A 17,290-nucleotide genomic window follows, 5' to 3' on the forward strand; every position below is an offset into this window, starting at 1 on the left:
GAGGTAGATAGTCGACAAGGAGACATCCCGATGGCCGCATCCTCATGGCGCCGCGAATGGCTGTCCAAGCCGCTGTTCCGCTGGGCCGCGAAGGCGCTGCCGACCATGTCGGACACCGAGCGCGAGGCCATCGAGGCCGGGGACGTGTGGTGGGACGCCGACCTGTTCACCGGCAATCCGGAGTGGCGCCGCCTGCTGGACATGCCGCCGGCCAGGCTCAGCGACGAAGAGCGGGCCTTCCTGGACGGGCCGGTGGCCGAGCTGTGCGCCATGGTCGATGACTGGCGGGTCAACTGGGAACTGCATGACCTGCCCCCCGACATCTGGGCGTTCCTGAAGGCACGCAAGTTCTTCGGCATGATCATTCCGCGCAAGTACGGCGGACTGGGATTCTCGGCCTACGCGCATTCCGAAGTCGTGCGGCGGATCTCGACCCGGTCGCTGACGGCGGCGGTCACGGTCATGGTGCCCAACTCGCTCGGGCCGGGCGAGCTGCTGCTGCATTTCGGCACCGACGCCCAGCGCGAGCACTGGCTGCCGCGGCTGGCGGACGGCCGCGACATCCCATGCTTCGGGCTGACCAGCCCCGAGGCGGGATCGGACGCGGCCGCCATGGTGGACCACGGCGTGGTCTGCAAGGGGATGTGGCAGGGACGCGAAGTGCTGGGCATGCGGCTGACCTGGCACAAGCGCTACATCACGCTGGGGCCGGTCGCGACCGTGCTCGGGCTCGCCTTCAAGCTGCGCGATCCCGACCGGCTGCTGGGCGACCGCGAGGACATCGGCATCACCGTCGCGCTGGTGCCCACCGATACGCCGGGGGTGGAGATCGGCCGGCGGCACCTGCCCGCGATGCAGGTGTTCCAGAATGGCCCGAACCAGGGCAAGGACGTGTTCATCCCCATGGAGGCGGTCATCGGCGGCGTCGAGCGGGTGGGGCAGGGCTGGCAGATGCTGATGACGGCGTTGGCGGCGGGCCGGGGCATTTCCCTGCCATCGCTGGCGGCGGCCTCGTGCGTATTCTCGGCGCATACCAGCGGTGCCTATGCGCGCGTGCGCCAACAGTTCGGCATTCCCATCGGCAAGTTCGAGGGCGTGCAGGAGAAGCTGGGCCGGATGGCGGCCCTGGCCTACCAGGTGGATGCCGCGCGCCGCCTGACCTGCGCAGCGCTGGACGCGGGGCACAAGCCCGCCGTGATCTCGGCCATCATGAAATACCACGCCACCGAACGCATGCGCATCGCGGTGAACGACGCGATGGACATCCACGCGGGCAAGGCGGTGATCGACGGCCCGCGCAACTACCTGTCCAACGTCTACCGCGCCATCCCCATCGGCATCACGGTCGAGGGCGCCAACATCCTGACCCGCTGCCTGATCGTCTTCGGCCAGGGGGCCATCCGGGCGCATCCGTTCCTGATGCGCGAGATGGCGGCGCTGGCCGACAGCGATCAGGCCAGGGGCCTGGAGGAATTCGACCGTACCTTCTGGCGTCATGCCGGCCACGCGACGGCCAACGCGCTCCGTGCCTTCGGCCGCGCCTGGACCGGTGGCCGGTTCGCGCCGGCACCGCGCTCGGCCGGTCCGGTCGCCCCCTACTACCGCGCACTGGGCCGCTATGCCTCGGCATTCGCGCTGGTGGCCGACGTCACGCTGGCGACGCTGGGCGGCGCGCTCAAGCGCAAGGAGATGCTGTCGGCGCGGCTGGGCGACATCCTGGCCGAGCTGTATCTGCTGTCCGCCGTCCTCAAGCGCTGGCACGACGAAGGCCGGCAACCCGACGACCTGCCGCTGGTGCAGTGGTGCATGGAAAGCGGCCTCGCCGCCATCGAGGCGAGCCTGGACGCGGTGCTGGCCAATCTGCCCGCGCGGGCGGCCGCGGGGGTGCTGCGGTTCGTCTGCCTGCCCCGGGGCGTGCGCCGGCGCGGCCCGGCCGATGCCGTCACCCTGGCTTGCGCCGAGCGGCTGCTCGAGCCGTCGCCGGCACGCGATCGCCTGTTGCCCGGGTTGGCCCGGCCACGTCCGGGCGAGGCGCTGGACAGGCTGGCACAGGCCTTCGATCTCGCGGCGCGTGCCGCTCCGGTGCTGGACGAGCTGCGCCATGCCGGTGTCCGCGACTGGCGCGACGGCGTGCGCGCCGGAAAGGTGGACGCGGCCCAGGCCTTGATGTTCGAAGACCTGGAACGCGCCATCGCCGACGTCGTCGAGGTCGATAGTTTCGACCCTGCCGAACTGGCCGGAAAGCGCGTGGCGCAAGGCTGAACCCCGGTTTTTCATGTTTCAGCGGGATGTCGGCGGAATCGAAGCGGATAAGGGTAATTTCGGAGCCGTTGACATCGGAATCCAGGGTTTGTAGGGTTGACACCCCGAGTCTTTCTGACTAGAATGATTTGAGTTGAAATCATTGCTCTACATTGATTTGTGGGCAGTGATTTTTTTTCACCAAGCACTTTCGATTTCCTGGACATGGACCACATCGGCTCGGCCGCGGACACGGGCGTCAACTACAACCTGCGCATCCTGCGAGCCTTGCGTCGCATCACACGCAACATCGCGCTGCACTCCAAGCAGTTGGCGGCGTGCAGCCATATCACCGCGCCGCAGCTGGTCTGTCTCCTGGCCGTGATCGAGTCGGGGCCGCTGACGGCCACGGCCATCAGCCGTGAAATCTCGGTCAGCCCGAGCACGGTCGTCGGCATCCTCGACCGGCTGGAGGAGAAGGGCTGGGTCAAGCGGGAACGCAGCAGGGAAGACCGCCGCACGGTCCTGGTATCGGCCACCGATGCCGGCTGCGAGGTGGCCAGCCAGGCACCGTCGCCGCTGCAGAAGACGCTGGCCGATGCCCTGGGCGCGCTGCCGGAACTGGAACAGGCCACGATCACGCTCTCGCTCGAGCGCATCGTCAGCCTGATGGAGAACCCGGGTTCGGACACCTCGCCCATCCTGGACATCAATGCATCGGATACGTCTCCGGAGTCGGGCCTGGCGGTGTGACCCGGAGCCATCAAACCCAGTGCGTCGCCGCAAGGCGCCGGCGTGCGAAACATAGGAGGGTCGTAGTCTGAAAGCGATCGACGACACGCTCATCCAACCTGCGGTATTCAATCCGGCCCTGGAGAATTTCGATCTCCGGCCACCTGAAATCGAAGATGCCGCGGACATCCAGCGACTCATACAGGAATCGCCGCCGCTGGATGTCAATTCCACCTACGCCTACCTTCTTCTGTGCCGGCACTTTCGCGATACCTGCGTAGTGGCCACCCGGCAAGGGCAATTGGCAGGGTTTGTTTCTGCCTACCTTCCGCCCAAGCAATCCAACGTGTTGTTCGTCTGGCAGGTTGCGGTCCATCCCATGGCACGCGGCCGTCGCCTGGGCCAGCGCATGCTCGAGCACCTGCTGGCCAGGCCGCTGCCGCAGCCCATACACAGCATCGAAACCACCGTGTCCCCATCCAACCAGCCGTCGCGGCGCATGTTCGCGGCGCTGGCGCAGGATCGCGGCGCCCAGTGCGTGGAGCAGCCCATGTTTCCGCCCGAACTGTTCGGCCAGGCCGAGCACGAGGACGAGCGGCTGCTGCGCATCGGCCCGTTCTAGCAAAGGCCGGATGCCCCTCGTATCCGTCCCGGTTCGTCCGGGTCCGCCTATACGTCTTTCACGCTTCTAGAAGCAAAACAGGAGGGAAAAACCATGGATCTCAAGATCTTCGACCGTCTCGAATCGGAAGTCCGCGGCTACATACGCTCGTTTCCGGTCGTCTTCAGCAAGGCCAAGGGCTCGCTGCTGTTCGACGAAGAGGGCCGGCAGTACATCGACCTGTTTGCCGGCGCTGGCACGCTGAACTACGGCCACAACAACCCCGTGCTGAAGCAGCCCCTGCTGGACTATGTCCAGGCGGACGGCGTGGTGCACGGCCTGGACATGGCCACCTCGGCCAAGAAAGATTTCCTGGAAGCGTTCGAGCGGCTGATCCTGAAACCGCGCGGCATGAAGTACACGCTGCAGTTCACCGGCCCGACCGGCACCAACGCCGTGGAGGCCGCGCTCAAGCTGGCCCGCCGCGTCAAGCAGCGCCCGAACATCGTTTCCTTCACGCACGGCTTCCATGGCGTGAGTGCCGGCTCGCTGTCGGCCACGGCCAACGCCAAGTACCGAGAGGCAGCCGGCGTGAGCCTGGGCAACACCACCTTCATCCCGTACGACGGCTATTTCGGTCCGGACGTGGACACCATGGCGTACTTCGAGCGCATGCTGGAAGACCGCAGCAGCGGCATGGACACCCCAGCCGCGGTGATCGTCGAGACCGTGCAGGGCGAAGGCGGCGTGAACGTGGCCACGCTGCGCTGGCTGCAGGAGCTGCAACGCCTGTGCCGCCGCCACGACATGCTGCTCATCGTCGACGACATCCAGGTCGGCTGCGGCCGCACGGGCACCTTCTTCAGCTTCGAGTCGGCCGGCATCCAGCCCGACATCGTCACGCTGTCCAAGTCCCTGAGCGGCTTCGGCCTGCCCATGGCCATGGTGCTGATCAAGCCCGAACTGGACATCTGGAAGCCCGGCGAGCACAACGGCACCTTCCGCGGCAACAACCTGGCCTTCGTGACCGCGCGGCAGGCGCTGGAACATTACTGGAGCGACGGCGCCTTCACCCGCGAGATCCAGGCCAAGGAGACGCTGGTGCGCGACTGGCTGGAGAACATGGTCCACAGCCATCCGGAGGCGGACCTGTCGGTGCGGGGACGCGGCCTGATCCAGGGCCTGGTCAGCGGCGTGCCGGGACTGGCCAACAAGATCGCGGCCCAGGCGTTCAAGGGCGGGGTGGTCATCGAGACCTCCGGCGCCAACGACGAAGTGCTCAAGCTCCTGCCCGCGCTGACCATCGAGGAAGGCCAGCTCCGGCAGGCGCTGGAAGTGCTGGACCGCGCGGTGGCCGAGGTGGTGGCCGCCGAGCAGCTGGCCCAGAAGCAATCGAATGCCCGTGTATTGAAATTTGGAGGAAAGGGACGATGATCGTACGCGACATCAAGGACATCATAGGCACCGAGAACGAAGTATCCACGCCGACCTGGACCAGCCGCCGCGTGCTGCTGAAGAAGGACGGCATGGGGTTCTCGTTCCACGAGACCATCATCCATCCCGGCACCGAGACCCACATCTGGTACAAGAACCACGTCGAGGCCGTCTGGTGCATCGAAGGCGACGGCGAGATCGAGACCGTCGCCGACGGCAAGGTCTACAAGCTCGGCCCGGGCGTGGTCTATGCGCTCAACGACAACGACGAGCACTACCTGCGCGGCGGCAAGGAGCCGCTGCGGGTCATCTGCGTCTTCAATCCGCCGCTGACCGGCCAGGAAGTGCACGACGCCGAAGGCGTCTATCCCCTGGACGAAGCGAAGGTCGCCTGAAGGCCCTCGGCAAGGGGCCGCGCCCGCCGGCGGGCGGGGCGGCGCCCATGAGAATAGGAGGACAACCATGATTACTCCCGCACGCGATATCTATTCCTCGCGCGCCGACCGCGCCGCCGGCATCGTGCAGCGGCGCGACCCCGTGGTGTACGGCAGCGCCAAGGTGGAGCCGGGTACCGGCCTGGACGCCGAGCAACTGGGCGGCTACGAGCGCAACGGCTATATCCTGCTGAAGAATTTCTTCTCCGCGCAAGAGACCCAGGCGCTCAAGCGCGAGGTCGAGCGGCTGGTGCGCGACCCCGCCATCCGCCGCCGTGAAGAAGCCATTACCGAGAAGGGCACCGACGTCGTCCGGTCGGTGTTCATGGTGCACAAGCTGAGCAAGCTGCTCGGCCGGATGTCGCAGGACATGCGATTGGTCGGCATCGCCAGGCAGATCCTGGGTTCCGATGTCTACATCCACCAGTCGCGCGCCAACATGAAACCGGGTTTCAAGGGCAAGGAGTTCTACTGGCACTCGGACTTCGAGACCTGGCACGTCGAGGATGGCATGCCGGCCATGCGGGCGCTGAGCTGCTCGGTGCTGCTGACCGACAACGACGCCAGCAACGGGCCGCTGATGGTGGTGCCCGGTTCGCACCGCCAATTCGTCTCGTGCGTGGGCGAGACGCCGCAGGACCACTACAAGCAGTCGCTGAAGAAGCAGGAGTACGGCGTGCCCGACCCCGTCAGTCTGCAATTGCTGGTCGACCAGGGCGGCATCGACGTGTTGTCGGCGCCCGCCGGTTCGGTCGTGTTCTTCGACTGCAACATCATGCACGGCTCGAACAGCAACATCTCGCCCTATCCGCGATCGAACGTGTTCATGGTGTATAACAGCGTGGAAAATACCCTGAACCCCCCCAGGTACGGCCTGAATCCGCGGCCGGAGTTCATCGCCACGCGCGAAAGCTTCGCGCCCATCCAGGCGGTGGAGCCCGGCTACCTGCGATCGGTCTGACGGCGCGCCGTCGGTCCGGCCGGCAAAGGGCGCCTGCGGGCGCCCTTTGCCGCTGGAGGCGGCGCCAGGCCGCCATTGGTGCGGTCCGGCCGGGATCGGGTATAAACGCACCTGGCCGTTTGCGGCCGCTTCCTAGGACACCCGAGTTATGCAACGCATCATGCTTCGCGCCAAGATTCACCGTGTCGCGGTGACTCAGGCCGATCTGAACTATGAAGGCTCGTGCGGAATCGATGAGGATTTCCTCGATGCCGCCGGCATGAAAGAGTACGAGCGCATCGAGCTCTACAACATCAACAACGGCGAGCGCTTCTCCACCTACATCATCAAGGGCAAGCGCGGCAGCGGGGAGATCTCGCTGAACGGCGCGGCCGCCCGGCGCGCCCACGTGGGCGACCTGATGATCATCTGCACCTACGGCCCGATGACGGACGAGGAAGCGGCCGAGCACAAGCCCATCGTGGTCCTGGTCGACGAGAACAACCGCATCAAAGAAGTGATCCGGAAGTCCTGAGCCTGCCGGTGCGCCGATGCAGGCCGATCTGCTGCTCTTTCTTTCCCTGTCGGTGGGCGTGACCATCGCGCCCGGCCCGGACAACCTCCAGGTACTTGCCCGTTCCCTCAGCCAGGGCCGCGCCGCCGGCATCGCGGCCGCGCTGGGCTTCGCCTCGGGCTGCCTGTTCCACACCACCTTGGCCGTACTGGGCGTGGCGGCGCTGCTCCGGGCGTCGCCCATGGCGTTCGACGCGATCCGCCTGGCTGGCGCCGCCTACCTGATGTGGCTGGCGGTGCAGGTACTGCGCAGCCGAGGCGGCTTCTCGCCCACGGGCGGCCCGCCGCCGCTCGGCTTGGCGCGCATCTTCGGCCAGAGCGTGCTGGCCAACATGCTGAATCCCAAGGTCACGCTGTTCTTCCTGGTCTTCCTGCCCCAGTTCGTCAATCCCTGGGTCGGGCATCCCGACTGGCAGATGCTGTGGCTGGGAGTGATCTTCATGGTCCAGGCGGCGGTCGTGTTCTGCCTGATCGCCTGGTTCGCCGGCCTGCTGGGGCAGTTGCTCAGGCGCCGGCCGCAGGTCGGCGTATGGCTGGACCGGCTGGCGGGCCTGATTTTCCTGTTCCTGGCGGTACGCATCGTGTGGGAATAGGCAGCCTGCGGCCACGCATGCTCCGGGCCATGGCTGCGGGATGCCTCGCCGGCATGAAGCCTGGCAGTCAGAGGCGTGTGAGCGATGACAGGAACTCGTCGGCAGGCCAGTTCGCGGCGCTGGCGGCGTCGTTCAGCCGTATCCATAGGTCGCGACCGCGTCCGTCGGGCCATCGGCGGGCTGAAAGCGCGTGGAATTTGTCAGCCAGCAGCGGGAGGGCCTGATCGCGACGCGACGGGTCGCCTGCGGGAAACCGCGTCTCGATCCAGGGCGACGCCGTACCGTCGTCCAGTGTCACCCGCACGGCATTGGCGCAACTTCGAACGGCCGGATCGTGGTGCTCCCGGGTATAGGCCGGATCCTCGGCCAGGTGGGTCAGCGCGCGCAGGCGGTCGATGCGGGGGTCGGCAGCGGTGGCGTCGTCATAATCATGGTGGTCGAGGCGCCCCGTGAGCAGCGCCACGGCCACGACGTACTGCATCGAATAGTCGCGCGCCGCCGAGGAACTGTGCGTATCGCACGGCGCCATCAGCAAGCAGGTGCTGAATCTCGAGCGCTGGCTGGGTGCGGCGCTGTTCGACCGGCGCGGACGCCGGCTCGAGCCCACCGTGGCAGGGCGGGTGCTGGCGGGCGAACTGCGAGACGCGTTCGACCGCATGGCGGGCGCGGTGGAGCGCGCCCGTCCCGAGGCCGGCCGCAAGCTGGTGATCAGCGCGCCGCCCACCATGACCCTGCATTGGCTCGTGCCCAGGCTGACCGGGTTCCTGCGCCAGTATCCCGACATCCAGATCCAGCTGAACAACCGGCGCGATCGCGCGCACGCGCTGCCGGGCGGGGTCGATGCGGCGATCCGGCGCGGCCGCAGCGGCGAGCCGCACCTGGTCGAGACACCTTTCATGAAAGAGGCGGTGACGCCGCTGCGGGCCGGACCGGTCAGGCGCCGGCCCGCCTCGATCGACTCGCTGGAGCGGGAAACCTGGCTGACGGCCGACATGCGGCCCGACGACTGGCAGCGCTGGCTGGCGGTGGCCGGCGTGCCGCATCTGCAGCCGCGGGCAAGCCTGGGCTTCGACCATACCTATCTGGCGGTCGAAGCCGCGCTCGATGGACTGGGTGTCGTGATGGGGCCCCGCTACCTGATGCAGGAGGAACTGGAGGCCGGACGGCTGGTGGCGCTGTTTCCCGAGGTGCTGGCGCCGGCCGACGATTATTTCTTCGTGCACGACAAACAGCGGTCGGCCGATCCGGCCATCGCGACGTTGCGCGCCTGGCTGCAGGCCGAGGGGCAGGCGCACGAGGCCCGCATCCGGGCCTAGCCGGCGGGCCGATACCACGCGTCCAGTGCATGCCGGACGGTGGGATGACGCAGGCGCACGCGCAGCTCGGTCACCAGGCGGCGGTTGTCCAGCCGCCGTGACTCCTGCATGAAGGACCACATCGCCGGGCTGACCGCGGCGCGGACGCCGGCCGCCGGCAGGCTGGGCGGGCGAGGCAGGCCGGCGGCGTCGGCGATGGCATCGAAGTAGTCGCCCATCTTCAGGTCCTGGCCGTCCGCGGCATGGACGATGCGCTGCGGCCGTCCGCGATACAGGGCGGCCTCCAGGGTTCGGGCCAGGTCGCCGATTTCGATATGGTTGGTGTAAACGTCCTCGCCGGGGGCCAGGCGCGGCAGGCCGGCGCGCAGCCGCTCCAGCGGCAGGCGGTAGCGCCCGTAGATGCCGGGAATGCGCAGCACGACGGCGCGCCAGGGAGCCAGGCCCAGGCGCGCCCGGCGAGCCCGGGCCGGGCCGGGCGTACGCCAGGCGGCCTCGGCGTCCACCCGGCGCCGGCTGCGGGGGGACGCGGGGTGCACGGGCGCGGTTTCTGGCAGCCGGCGGCCCCGGGCGTCGCCATAGACGCCGGTGGTGCTGGCGTAGACCACCGTGAGCGCCCCGGTGGCCAGGGCGCCGCGGCGTGGTTTGGCTACAATGGCGGGATGCCGGATTTGCCGTGGGCCGGGGCCCATCGCAGCCGGCCGGACGCGCGCTTTCGGGGCCGGCCGCCGCAGGACGGCCGCCAGCCTGCGGGAGCGAGGATCGCCTTCGCCCTGTCCGGGCGGGGGGGCCAGCATCAGGACGTCGGCTGCCAGACCGCGCAGGCGGGCCAGTTGCCGCGGGCAGTCCAGGTTGCCCAGCAGCGGGATGGCGCCCGCGGCGCGCAGCTCGGGCAGCCGCTGCGGGCTGGACGTCAGCGCGAAGACCCTTCTGCGGCCCGCCAGCCGCTCCAGGACGTGCATGCCCGTGTCGCCGCAGCCGACGATCAGCAGGCGCGGGCGACCCAGGCGCGCGGCATGCGCAGGCTGCGGGATGTTCATCGTATTTCCACCGTTTTCATAGGATCCAGGTGATGAGTCATCAGGTCACCGTTCTGCCCAGCGGTCATCGGTTCACGGTCGAACATGGCCAGACCGTGCTCGATGCGGCGCTGCAGGCAGGCGTAATGTTGCCCTATAGCTGCAAGAATGGGGCATGTTCGTCGTGCAAGGGCAAGCTGGTCGCGGGCGAGATCGAGCTCGGACCCCACCAGGCCCAGACGCTGACGCCCGAAGAGGCCGAGCTGGGCCTGACCCTGTTCTGCGTGGCGCGCCCGCTGACCGATCTCACCATCGAGGCGCGCGAAGTCATTGGCATCGCCGACATCCCCATCCGCAAGATGCCTTGCCGCGTCCAGGGGCTGGCCGAGGCGGCGCCGGACGTGCGGATCGTGCGCCTGCAATTGCCGGCCACCGAGCAACTGCGCTTCAACGCCGGGCAATACGTCGAGATCATCATGAAGGACGGCCGGCGCCGTTCGTATTCCATGGCGAACGCACCCCACGAGGAAGGCGGGCTGGTGCTGCACATCCGCCACCTGCCCGGCGGCGCCTTCACCGACCACGTGTTCGGCGCGGGCGCGACCCAGCTGAAGGAACGCGACATCCTGCGCTTCGAGGGCCCGTTCGGTTCGTTCTTCCTGCGCGAGGACAGCCACAAGCCCATCGTCATGCTGGCCAGCGGCACCGGCTTCGCGCCGATCAAGGCCATGGTCGAGCACATGATCCACAAGGACATCCGCCGTCCGGTCCATCTGTATTGGGGCGGCCGCCGCCCGCGCGACCTGTACATGGACGAGGTGGCCCGGGAGTGGGCCGCGGCCCGCCCGGATTTCCGGTACGTGCCGGTGGTGTCGGACGCGCTGCCCGAGGATGCCTGGACCGGCCGCACGGGCTTCGTGCACCAGGCGGTGATGGACGACCTGCCGGATCTTTCCGGCCATCAGGTGTACGCCTGCGGCGCGCCCGTCATGGTCGAATCGGCGCATAGGGACTTTGTACAACAGTGCGGACTGCCCGATGACGAGTTTTATGCGGACTCTTTCACGTCCGAGGCAGACATCGCCCGCAACACGGTGTAATGTTTATCGACCCGCCGCGTCGGCGGGTTTTCCATTTTTCGCCCTCGGGCACGCAAGGAGTTTGAGTCATGGAATTCGGCCAGTTCAACGTCAACGCCCTCATGGAGATCACGCAGCGCCCGGACCTCGTGTTCGTCCGAGGGCAGGGGTCGTGGCTGGAAGACCATGCAGGCAAGCGCTATCTCGACTTCATCCAGGGCTGGGCGGTCAATTGCCTGGGGCATTGCCCGCCGGAAATCGTCAAGGCCGTGGAGACCCAGTCGCGCCAGCTGCTGAACCCGTCGCCGGCCTTCTACAACCTGCCGTCGATCGAACTGGCCACGCGCCTGACCCAGGCTTCGTGCTTCGACCGCGTGTTCTTCGCCAACAGCGGCGCCGAGGCCAACGAGGGCGCGATCAAGCTCGCGCGCAAGTGGGGGCAGGTCCACAAGCAGGGCGCCTTCAAGATCATCACCTTCAACCACAGCTTCCATGGCCGCACGCTGGCGACCATGTCGGCCTCGGGCAAGCCGGGCTGGAGCACGATCTTCGCGCCCCAGGTCGACGGTTTCCCCAAGGCTGAGCTGAACGACCTGGCATCGGTCGAGGCGCTGATCGACGACCAGACCGTGGCCATCATGCTGGAGCCGGTGCAGGGCGAGGGGGGCGTCATTCCCGCGACGACCGAATTCATGCAAAGCCTGCGCAAGCTGGCCGACGCGCGCAAGCTGCTGCTGATCGTGGACGAAGTGCAGACCGGCATGGGCCGTACGGGCACGATGTTCGCCTACGAGCAGGCCGGGGTGCGCCCCGACATCATGACGCTGGGCAAGGGCATAGGCGGGGGCGCACCGCTGGCGGCGATGCTGGCGCGCGAGGAGGTCTGCGTGTTCAAGCACGGCGACCAGGGGGGCACCTACAACGGCAACCCGCTCATGACGGCCATCGGCGTGGCGGTGTTCGACGCGCTGGCCGCGCCCGGCTTCATGGAAGGCGTGCGCGAGCGCGGCCAGTACCTGTCGCAAGGCCTGGTGAAGCTGGCCGCCAAGTGGGGCATGCCCGGCGAACGCGGCAACGGCCTGCTGCGGGCGCTGGTCATGGACCGCGAGGACGGCCCGGCCATCGTCGAGCGCGCACGCACGCTCGAGCCCAATGGCCTGCTGCTAAATGCGCCGCGCGGCAACCTGCTGCGTTTCATGCCCGCGCTGAACGTATCCACGGACGAGATCGACCAGATGCTCGAGCAGCTCGACGGCATCATCGCGTCGATGCGCAAGTAGGCCGGCGCCCGGCACCGGCCGGACCCGAAGCCCCTCGTCCCACGGACGAGGGGCTTTTTGCATGCGCCGCCGGCGGCGGGCGGGCTGCTATGATTACTGTATGGATATACAGTCGTTCGGGACCGCCCCGGTGCGGGACGAGCTCCCGTCGCCCGCGTACGTCGTGGCCGTGCGCACCCTGTGCGAGTTCACCGCGCGCCAGGGGGATCTCGACCTGCGCTACACGCCCGCGCCGACCGCCCAGGAGGGCCAGGCGGGACACGTCCTGGTCGCGGGACGGCGTGGAGACGGCTACGAAGCCGAGATCGCGCTGTCGGGGGACTACGGCGTGCTGCGCGTCCGGGGCCGCGCGGACGGCTATGATCGCGCGGCGAACCGGCTCGAGGAAATCAAGACGCACCGTGGCCGGCTCGATGCGCTGCCCGGACACCGCCGCGCCCTGCATTGGGCACAAGTCCGGATGTATGGGCACTTGCTGTGCCGCGAGCGGGGATTGACGGAACTGGAACTGGCCCTGGTCTACCTCGACGTCGCCAGCCGGCGCGAGACGGTGTTGACGGAACGGCTTTCCGCCGCCGAGCTCAAGGCCTTCTTCAACGAACAATGCGAACGTTTCCTGGCATGGGCGCTGGCCGAACGGTCGCATCGCCAGGACCGTGACAGCGCCCTGGCGTCGCTGGCGTTCCCGTACGCCAGCTTGCGCACCGGCCAGCGCGAACTGGCGGTGGCCGCCTTCCGGACGGCACGCGACGGCCTGTGCCTCATGGCGCAGGCGCCCACCGGCATAGGCAAGACGCTGGGCACGCTTTTTCCCACGCTGAAAGCCTGCGCGGCGCAACGCCTGGACAAGATCTTCTTCCTGACCGCCAAGAGCTCCGGCCGCGCGCTGGCCCTCGACGCGATCGACCGGCTGGCCGCGGGCGCCGCAGGCAGGCTTCCGCTGCGCACGCTGGAGCTGGTGGCGCGCGACAAGGCTTGCGAGCATCCAGGCCGCGCGTGCCATCCCGACGACTGCCCATTGGCCCGTGGCTTCTATGATCGCCTGGCCGCGGCGCGCGCCGACGCGGTCGCGGCCGCAGGCCGCTGGGATCGGCCGCGCGTGCGGGAGATCGCGCTGTCCCATGGTCTATGTCCCTATTTCCTGGCACAGGAACTCGCGCGCTGGAGCGACGTCGTGGTGGGCGACTACAACTACTACTACGATGGCAACGGACTGTTGTACGCGCTGACGGTTACCCAGGGCTGGCGGGTGGCCGTACTGGTGGACGAAGCCCACAACCTGGTGGAGCGGGCGCGCGGCATGTACAGCGCGTGCGTCGACCAGTCCGCGTTCCAGGCCGCGCTCGCCGCCGCGCCTCCCGCGCTGCGCCGCCCGCTGAATGCCGTGCGCCGGCAGTGGAGCGCATGGAACCGCCTGCAGACGGCTCCCTATCAATGCCATCCGGCCGTGCCGGCCGCGTGGCTGGCCTCGTTGCAGCAAGCGACGGCATCGATTACCGACCGCCTGGCCGAGACGCCCGTGGGAATGGCGCCGGCGTTGCAGCGCTTCTACTTCGATGCGCTGCACTTCATCCGCCTGGCGGAGCAGTTCGGCTCCCATTCCCTGTTCGACGTGACGCTTGCACCCGGGCGCCGCCCGGTTTCCACGCTATGCCTGCGCAACGTGGTGCCGGCGTCCTTTCTCGCGCCCCGCCATGCGGCGGCGCACGCCACCTTGCTGTTCTCGGGCACGCTGGCGCCATCCGGCTTCTATCGCGATACGCTGGGCCTGCCGGCGTCCACGGGCTGGATGGAGGTGCGGGCGCCGTTCAGGCCCACGCAGTTGTCGGTGCGGATCGCCGGACACATCTCCACGCGTTTCCGCGATCGCGAGCGCTCGGTGCCGGCCATCGCCGGCCTGATCGTGCGCCAATACGCGGCCAGGCCCGGCAACTACCTGGTGTTCGCCAGCAGCTTCGACTACGTGCGGCGCCTGGCCGAGGGCGTACGCGAGCATGGCGGGCAGTGGCCCATCTGGGTGCAGACGCCGGACATGGACGAGGCCGGCCGCGCCGGCTTTCTGGCCCGTTTCGTCGAAGGCGGACAGGGGCTGGGCTTTGCCGTGCTGGGGGGCGCCTTCGCCGAAGGCGTGGACCTGCCGGGTTCGCGGCTGATCGGCGTGTTCATCGCCACCCTGGGGATGCCGCAGGTCAATCCCGTCAACGAACGCATGCGGGACGTCATGCAAGCCCGCTTCGGCCGGGGATATGACTACACCTACCTGTATCCGGGCCTGCGCAAGGTGGTGCAGGCCGCCGGACGGGTGATACGGACCGAGCACGACGAAGGCGTGCTGGTGCTGATCGATGATCGGTACGGGCGGCCCGAGGTGCGGCAGCTCTTTCCCGCCTGGTGGCGGGTGGGGCCCGGGGCGGACGAGCCCCTTCAGCGGCGGTGAGCCAAGGGCGCGGCCAGCGAGGCCGGGACCTTGTTTTCGCCGGCGGTTCCGGATCGGCGCGGCAGGACGACTTCGAAGACCGTCAGCCCCTCGGTGTCGCAATTCACCGTCAACCGGCCCTGGTGGATGGCTACCAGTTCCTTGACGATGTAGAGGCCCAGCCCGAGCCCGCCGGAGGGCCGCGACCGGCCCGCCGTGGTGGCGAAGGGTTGGAACAGCCGGGTGCGGACGTCGGGGTCGAGCGAGCCAGAATTGGCCACCTTGACCGTGACGGAGCCGTCATTCGTTCCGTCTATGCTGATGGACACCGGCTCTCCCGGTATGCCGTGCTGCAGCGCGTTGCCGAGCAGGTTGGAAAAAACCTGTTGCAGGCGGTCCTGGTCCCAATGCCCGTGCGTGTCGCCGGAGCACTCCAGCCGGATCGCGCGCCGGTCGTCCAGCGGGTCCAGTTCCTGCACGATGCCACGGCACAGACCGGCGAGATCGACCGGCTCGTGTCCGATGGCCAGGGTGAGCGTTCCCGTGCGCATGTGCGCGAGGTCCAACATCTGGTCCACCATGCGCGACATCCGGGTCCCGCTGTTCCGGATGCGGCCCGCCCAGTCCCGCGTGCGGTCGTCCGTGGCGGTCTGGACCAGGACTTCCGAGATGTTGACGATGGCCGACAGCGGGTTGCGCAGGTCGTGGCCCAATACGGCGACGAACATTTCGTTGGTGCGCAGCAACTGCGTCAGTGTGTCGAGCTGTTCGGCCAGTTGCAGGCGCTGGTGTTGCAACTGTATGAAGACGTCGATCTTGCTGCGGAGTATGTGGGGGTCGAGGGGTTTGTAGAGGAAATCCACCGCGCCGGCTTCGTAGCCTCGGAACGTCCGATGGGTGCTGCGGTCGGCGGCGGTCAGGAAAATGATGGGGACGTGGCGGGTACGGGGACTGCCGCGCATCAGCTCCGCGAGTTCGAAGCCGTCCATGCCCGGCATGTGCACGTCGAGCAGTGCCAGGGCGACGTCGTGTCCGAGCAGCAGCTCCAGCGCCTCCGGCCCCGAATTGGCCCGCAGCAGCTCCACGTCGGGACGCTGCACGAGCGCCTCCAGCGCGACGATGTTTTCCTCGATGTCGTCCACCACGAGAATCTTCACTGAGCGTGGCATGCGTTTTTCCTTCTAGATCTGGTCCGCCGGCGCGCCGCCCCGGGCCGTGCCGAGCTTGCGCAGGGCGGCCGCCATGGCCGCCAGTGGCAATACGGCGTCGGCCGCGCCGGCCTCGATGGCGCTGCGTGGCATGATGGGAGCGGGCGCCGTATCCGGGTCCTGCGCCCAGGTGATGCCGCCCGCGCGGCGGATGGCGAGCAAGCCGGCCGTGCCGTCGCTGCTGTTGCCGCTCAGGACGATGCCGAGCAGGCCGCGGCCGTAGACGTCGGCAGCGGTCTCGAACAGCACGTCGATCGACGGCCGGGAATGATTGACCGGTTCGTCCTGCGTGAGCGACCACGTCCGGTCGCCTTCGGCCTGCAGATGATAGTCGGGCGGCGCGAAATAGACATGTCCCGCCTCGGCGGGCTGTTTGTCGTCCGCCTCCACCACGGGCAGCGCGCAGCGGCCGGCGAACAGGGCGGCCAGCATGCTGCGCTGGGCGGGGGCGATGTGCAGGACCACGGCAACCGTGGCCGGCAGGCCGTCGCGCAGCGCCGGAAGCAGTTCGCTCAATGCCTCGATGCCGCCGGTGGAAGCGCCGATGGCTATGGCCTCCAGGTGCGACGGGAAGGGCGCCGTGTCCATGTCATTGTTTCCGATAGATCTTCTCGGCCGGGACGAAGTCTTCGAATGCCTCGCTGGCGGCGGTGAACCGGATGTTCTCCTTGCTGCCCAGTCCCAGGAATCCCCGCCGCACGAGCGCGTCGCGGAACAGGCCCAGGGCCCGGTCCTGCAGCGTGCGGTTGAAATAGATGAGCACGTTGCGGCAGGACACCAGGTGCACCTCGGAAAACACGCTGTCCGTCGCGAGGCTGTGGTTGGCGAAGACCACCTGCGGCTTGAGCGAGCGGGCGAACGACGCCGCTCCGTACGCGGCATGGTAGTAGTCCGACAGGGAGCGCTTGCCCCCGGAGGCCAGGTAGTTGCGGCTGAACTCGCCGATACGTTCGGTGGGGTAGATCGCGGCCTCCGCGGCGCGCAGGGCTTGCTGGTGGATGTCCGTCGCATAGAACAGCGTGCGGTCGCCCAGTCCTTCCTCCTCCATCAGGATGGCCAGCGACCACAGTTCCTCCCCGGTGCTGCAGCCGGCCACCCAGATCTTGATGGATGGGTAGGTTCTCAGCACCGGCACGACGTGCTCGCGCAGCGCCCTGAAATAGCCGGGATCCCTGAACATCTCGCTGACCTGGATGGTCAGGTACTGCATCAGCCTGGGGAACGCCTCGGGTTCGTGCAGGATGCGGTCCTGCAACTGGGACAGCGTCCTGCAGTCGAACGCGGGGAGCGCCTGCGCGATGCGCCGGCGCAGCGAAGTGGGCGAGTAGTCGCGGAAGTCGTACTGGTACTTGAGATAGATGGCTTCCAGCAGCAGGCCGAGTTCCAGGTCGAAATCCTTGTCCGTGGGCATGAGGGCTCCCTGGTCC

The 17,290-nt window shown here is 67.9% G+C and carries 17 protein-coding genes; 12 read left to right on the forward strand and 5 right to left on the reverse strand.

What is annotated here, in order from left to right; all coding sequences use genetic code 11:
• Positions 1 to 30 precede the first annotated feature (30 nt).
• The 8 genes from R4823_RS07025 to R4823_RS07060 all read left to right on the forward strand — a co-directional run bounded on the left by R4823_RS07025 (position 31) and on the right by R4823_RS07060 (position 7,548).
• Positions 31 to 2,262 carry an acyl-CoA dehydrogenase gene (locus R4823_RS07025; RefSeq protein WP_338618086.1) on the forward strand — a complete coding sequence of 744 codons (2,232 nt, stop codon included), beginning with the start codon at positions 31 to 33 and terminating at the stop codon, positions 2,260 to 2,262.
• A 204-nt stretch (positions 2,263 to 2,466) separates the two neighbouring features.
• Positions 2,467 to 2,994, forward strand: coding sequence for a MarR family transcriptional regulator (locus tag R4823_RS07030; RefSeq protein ID WP_087839960.1), 528 nt, complete (start codon positions 2,467 to 2,469; stop codon positions 2,992 to 2,994).
• A 118-nt stretch (positions 2,995 to 3,112) separates the two neighbouring features.
• A complete protein-coding gene (gene ectA / locus R4823_RS07035) occupies positions 3,113 to 3,595 on the forward strand; it encodes a diaminobutyrate acetyltransferase (protein WP_279816277.1) in 483 nt (160 codons plus the stop codon).
• Between the two features lie 93 nt (positions 3,596 to 3,688).
• Complete coding sequence (gene ectB, locus R4823_RS07040; protein ID WP_087839958.1) at positions 3,689 to 5,008, forward strand: diaminobutyrate--2-oxoglutarate transaminase; 1,320 nt, start codon at positions 3,689 to 3,691, stop codon at positions 5,006 to 5,008.
• On the forward strand, positions 5,005 to 5,403 hold the full coding sequence (locus tag R4823_RS07045; protein WP_087839957.1) for an ectoine synthase: 399 nt from the start codon (positions 5,005 to 5,007) through the stop codon (positions 5,401 to 5,403). Before ectB ends, R4823_RS07045 begins: the two co-directional genes overlap by 4 nt.
• Before the next feature lie 67 nt (positions 5,404 to 5,470).
• Entirely contained in the window at positions 5,471 to 6,403 is a 933-nt protein-coding gene (thpD, locus tag R4823_RS07050) for an ectoine hydroxylase (RefSeq protein WP_087839956.1), read from the forward strand.
• A 148-nt stretch (positions 6,404 to 6,551) separates the two neighbouring features.
• A complete protein-coding gene (gene panD, locus R4823_RS07055; RefSeq protein ID WP_087783350.1) occupies positions 6,552 to 6,917 on the forward strand; it encodes an aspartate 1-decarboxylase in 366 nt (121 codons plus the stop codon).
• Between the two features lie 16 nt (positions 6,918 to 6,933).
• Positions 6,934 to 7,548 carry a LysE family translocator gene (locus tag R4823_RS07060; protein WP_087839955.1) on the forward strand — a complete coding sequence of 205 codons (615 nt, stop codon included), beginning with the start codon at positions 6,934 to 6,936 and terminating at the stop codon, positions 7,546 to 7,548.
• Positions 7,549 to 7,615: 67 nt separating this feature from the next.
• Here R4823_RS07060 and R4823_RS07065 read toward each other — a convergent pair whose 3' ends face one another.
• Complete coding sequence (locus R4823_RS07065; RefSeq protein ID WP_338619133.1) at positions 7,616 to 8,077, reverse strand: hypothetical protein; 462 nt, start codon at positions 8,075 to 8,077, stop codon at positions 7,616 to 7,618.
• A 10-nt stretch (positions 8,078 to 8,087) separates the two neighbouring features.
• On the opposite strand from R4823_RS07065, the gene R4823_RS07070 reads away from it, so the two are divergent.
• Positions 8,088 to 8,864, forward strand: a complete 777-nt coding sequence (locus tag R4823_RS07070) for a LysR substrate-binding domain-containing protein (RefSeq protein WP_338618089.1) — start codon at positions 8,088 to 8,090, stop codon at positions 8,862 to 8,864.
• Here R4823_RS07070 and R4823_RS07075 read toward each other — a convergent pair.
• Positions 8,861 to 9,901 carry an SDR family NAD(P)-dependent oxidoreductase gene (locus R4823_RS07075; RefSeq protein WP_338618090.1) on the reverse strand — a complete coding sequence of 347 codons (1,041 nt, stop codon included), beginning with the start codon at positions 9,899 to 9,901 and terminating at the stop codon, positions 8,861 to 8,863. The two genes, R4823_RS07070 and R4823_RS07075, sit on opposite strands and share 4 nt — an antisense overlap.
• Before the next feature lie 32 nt (positions 9,902 to 9,933).
• On the opposite strand from R4823_RS07075, the gene R4823_RS07080 reads away from it, so the two are divergent.
• From R4823_RS07080 to R4823_RS07090, 3 genes are all read left to right on the forward strand, one after another.
• Positions 9,934 to 10,980: a CDP-6-deoxy-delta-3,4-glucoseen reductase gene (locus tag R4823_RS07080; RefSeq protein ID WP_338618092.1), complete on the forward strand. Its 1,047-nt coding sequence runs from the start codon at positions 9,934 to 9,936 to the stop codon at positions 10,978 to 10,980.
• Between the two features lie 68 nt (positions 10,981 to 11,048).
• Positions 11,049 to 12,239 (forward strand): acetylornithine transaminase, encoded by a 1,191-nt coding sequence (locus R4823_RS07085; RefSeq protein WP_087839950.1) that lies wholly within the window; start codon positions 11,049 to 11,051, stop codon positions 12,237 to 12,239.
• Positions 12,240 to 12,339: 100 nt separating this feature from the next.
• Positions 12,340 to 14,676, forward strand: coding sequence for an ATP-dependent DNA helicase (locus R4823_RS07090; protein WP_338618095.1), 2,337 nt, complete (start codon positions 12,340 to 12,342; stop codon positions 14,674 to 14,676).
• Here the strand turns inward: R4823_RS07090 and R4823_RS07095 are convergent.
• The 3 genes from R4823_RS07095 to R4823_RS07105 are packed head-to-tail and all read right to left on the reverse strand — an operon-like array spanning position 14,664 to position 17,274.
• Positions 14,664 to 15,824, reverse strand: coding sequence for a hybrid sensor histidine kinase/response regulator (locus R4823_RS07095; protein ID WP_132979218.1), 1,161 nt, complete (start codon positions 15,822 to 15,824; stop codon positions 14,664 to 14,666). The genes R4823_RS07090 and R4823_RS07095 overlap by 13 nt on opposite strands.
• 12 nt (positions 15,825 to 15,836) lie before the next feature.
• Positions 15,837 to 16,451: a chemotaxis protein CheB gene (locus R4823_RS07100; RefSeq protein WP_087839947.1), complete on the reverse strand. Its 615-nt coding sequence runs from the start codon at positions 16,449 to 16,451 to the stop codon at positions 15,837 to 15,839.
• Between the two features lies 1 nt (position 16,452).
• The gene (locus tag R4823_RS07105) at positions 16,453 to 17,274 is read right to left on the reverse strand and encodes a CheR family methyltransferase (protein ID WP_087839946.1); all 822 of its coding nucleotides are present in this window, start codon (positions 17,272 to 17,274) and stop codon (positions 16,453 to 16,455) included.
• Positions 17,275 to 17,290 lie beyond the last annotated feature (16 nt).

Source organism: Pigmentiphaga sp. CHJ604, from assembly GCF_036972535.1.
In the GTDB taxonomy this organism is placed as follows: domain Bacteria; phylum Pseudomonadota; class Gammaproteobacteria; order Burkholderiales; family Burkholderiaceae_B; genus Pigmentiphaga; species Pigmentiphaga daeguensis.

Coding starts and splice junctions, on each gene's coding strand:
- R4823_RS07025 (WP_338618086.1), top strand. CDS start 31: ATGGCCGCATCCTCATGGCGCCGCGAATGGCTGTCCAAGCCGCTGTTC.
- R4823_RS07030 (WP_087839960.1), top strand. CDS start 2,467: ATGGACCACATCGGCTCGGCCGCGGACACGGGCGTCAACTACAACCTG.
- ectB (WP_087839958.1), top strand. CDS start 3,689: ATGGATCTCAAGATCTTCGACCGTCTCGAATCGGAAGTCCGCGGCTAC.
- R4823_RS07045 (WP_087839957.1), top strand. CDS start 5,005: ATGATCGTACGCGACATCAAGGACATCATAGGCACCGAGAACGAAGTA.
- thpD (WP_087839956.1), top strand. CDS start 5,471: ATGATTACTCCCGCACGCGATATCTATTCCTCGCGCGCCGACCGCGCC.
- panD (WP_087783350.1), top strand. CDS start 6,552: ATGCAACGCATCATGCTTCGCGCCAAGATTCACCGTGTCGCGGTGACT.
- R4823_RS07060 (WP_087839955.1), top strand. CDS start 6,934: ATGCAGGCCGATCTGCTGCTCTTTCTTTCCCTGTCGGTGGGCGTGACC.
- R4823_RS07065 (WP_338619133.1), bottom strand. CDS start 8,077: ATGGCGCCGTGCGATACGCACAGTTCCTCGGCGGCGCGCGACTATTCG.
- R4823_RS07075 (WP_338618090.1), bottom strand. CDS start 9,901: ATGAACATCCCGCAGCCTGCGCATGCCGCGCGCCTGGGTCGCCCGCGC.
- R4823_RS07080 (WP_338618092.1), top strand. CDS start 9,934: ATGAGTCATCAGGTCACCGTTCTGCCCAGCGGTCATCGGTTCACGGTC.
- R4823_RS07085 (WP_087839950.1), top strand. CDS start 11,049: ATGGAATTCGGCCAGTTCAACGTCAACGCCCTCATGGAGATCACGCAG.
- R4823_RS07090 (WP_338618095.1), top strand. CDS start 12,340: ATGGATATACAGTCGTTCGGGACCGCCCCGGTGCGGGACGAGCTCCCG.
- R4823_RS07095 (WP_132979218.1), bottom strand. CDS start 15,824: ATGCCACGCTCAGTGAAGATTCTCGTGGTGGACGACATCGAGGAAAAC.
- R4823_RS07100 (WP_087839947.1), bottom strand. CDS start 16,451: ATGGACACGGCGCCCTTCCCGTCGCACCTGGAGGCCATAGCCATCGGC.
- R4823_RS07105 (WP_087839946.1), bottom strand. CDS start 17,274: ATGCCCACGGACAAGGATTTCGACCTGGAACTCGGCCTGCTGCTGGAA.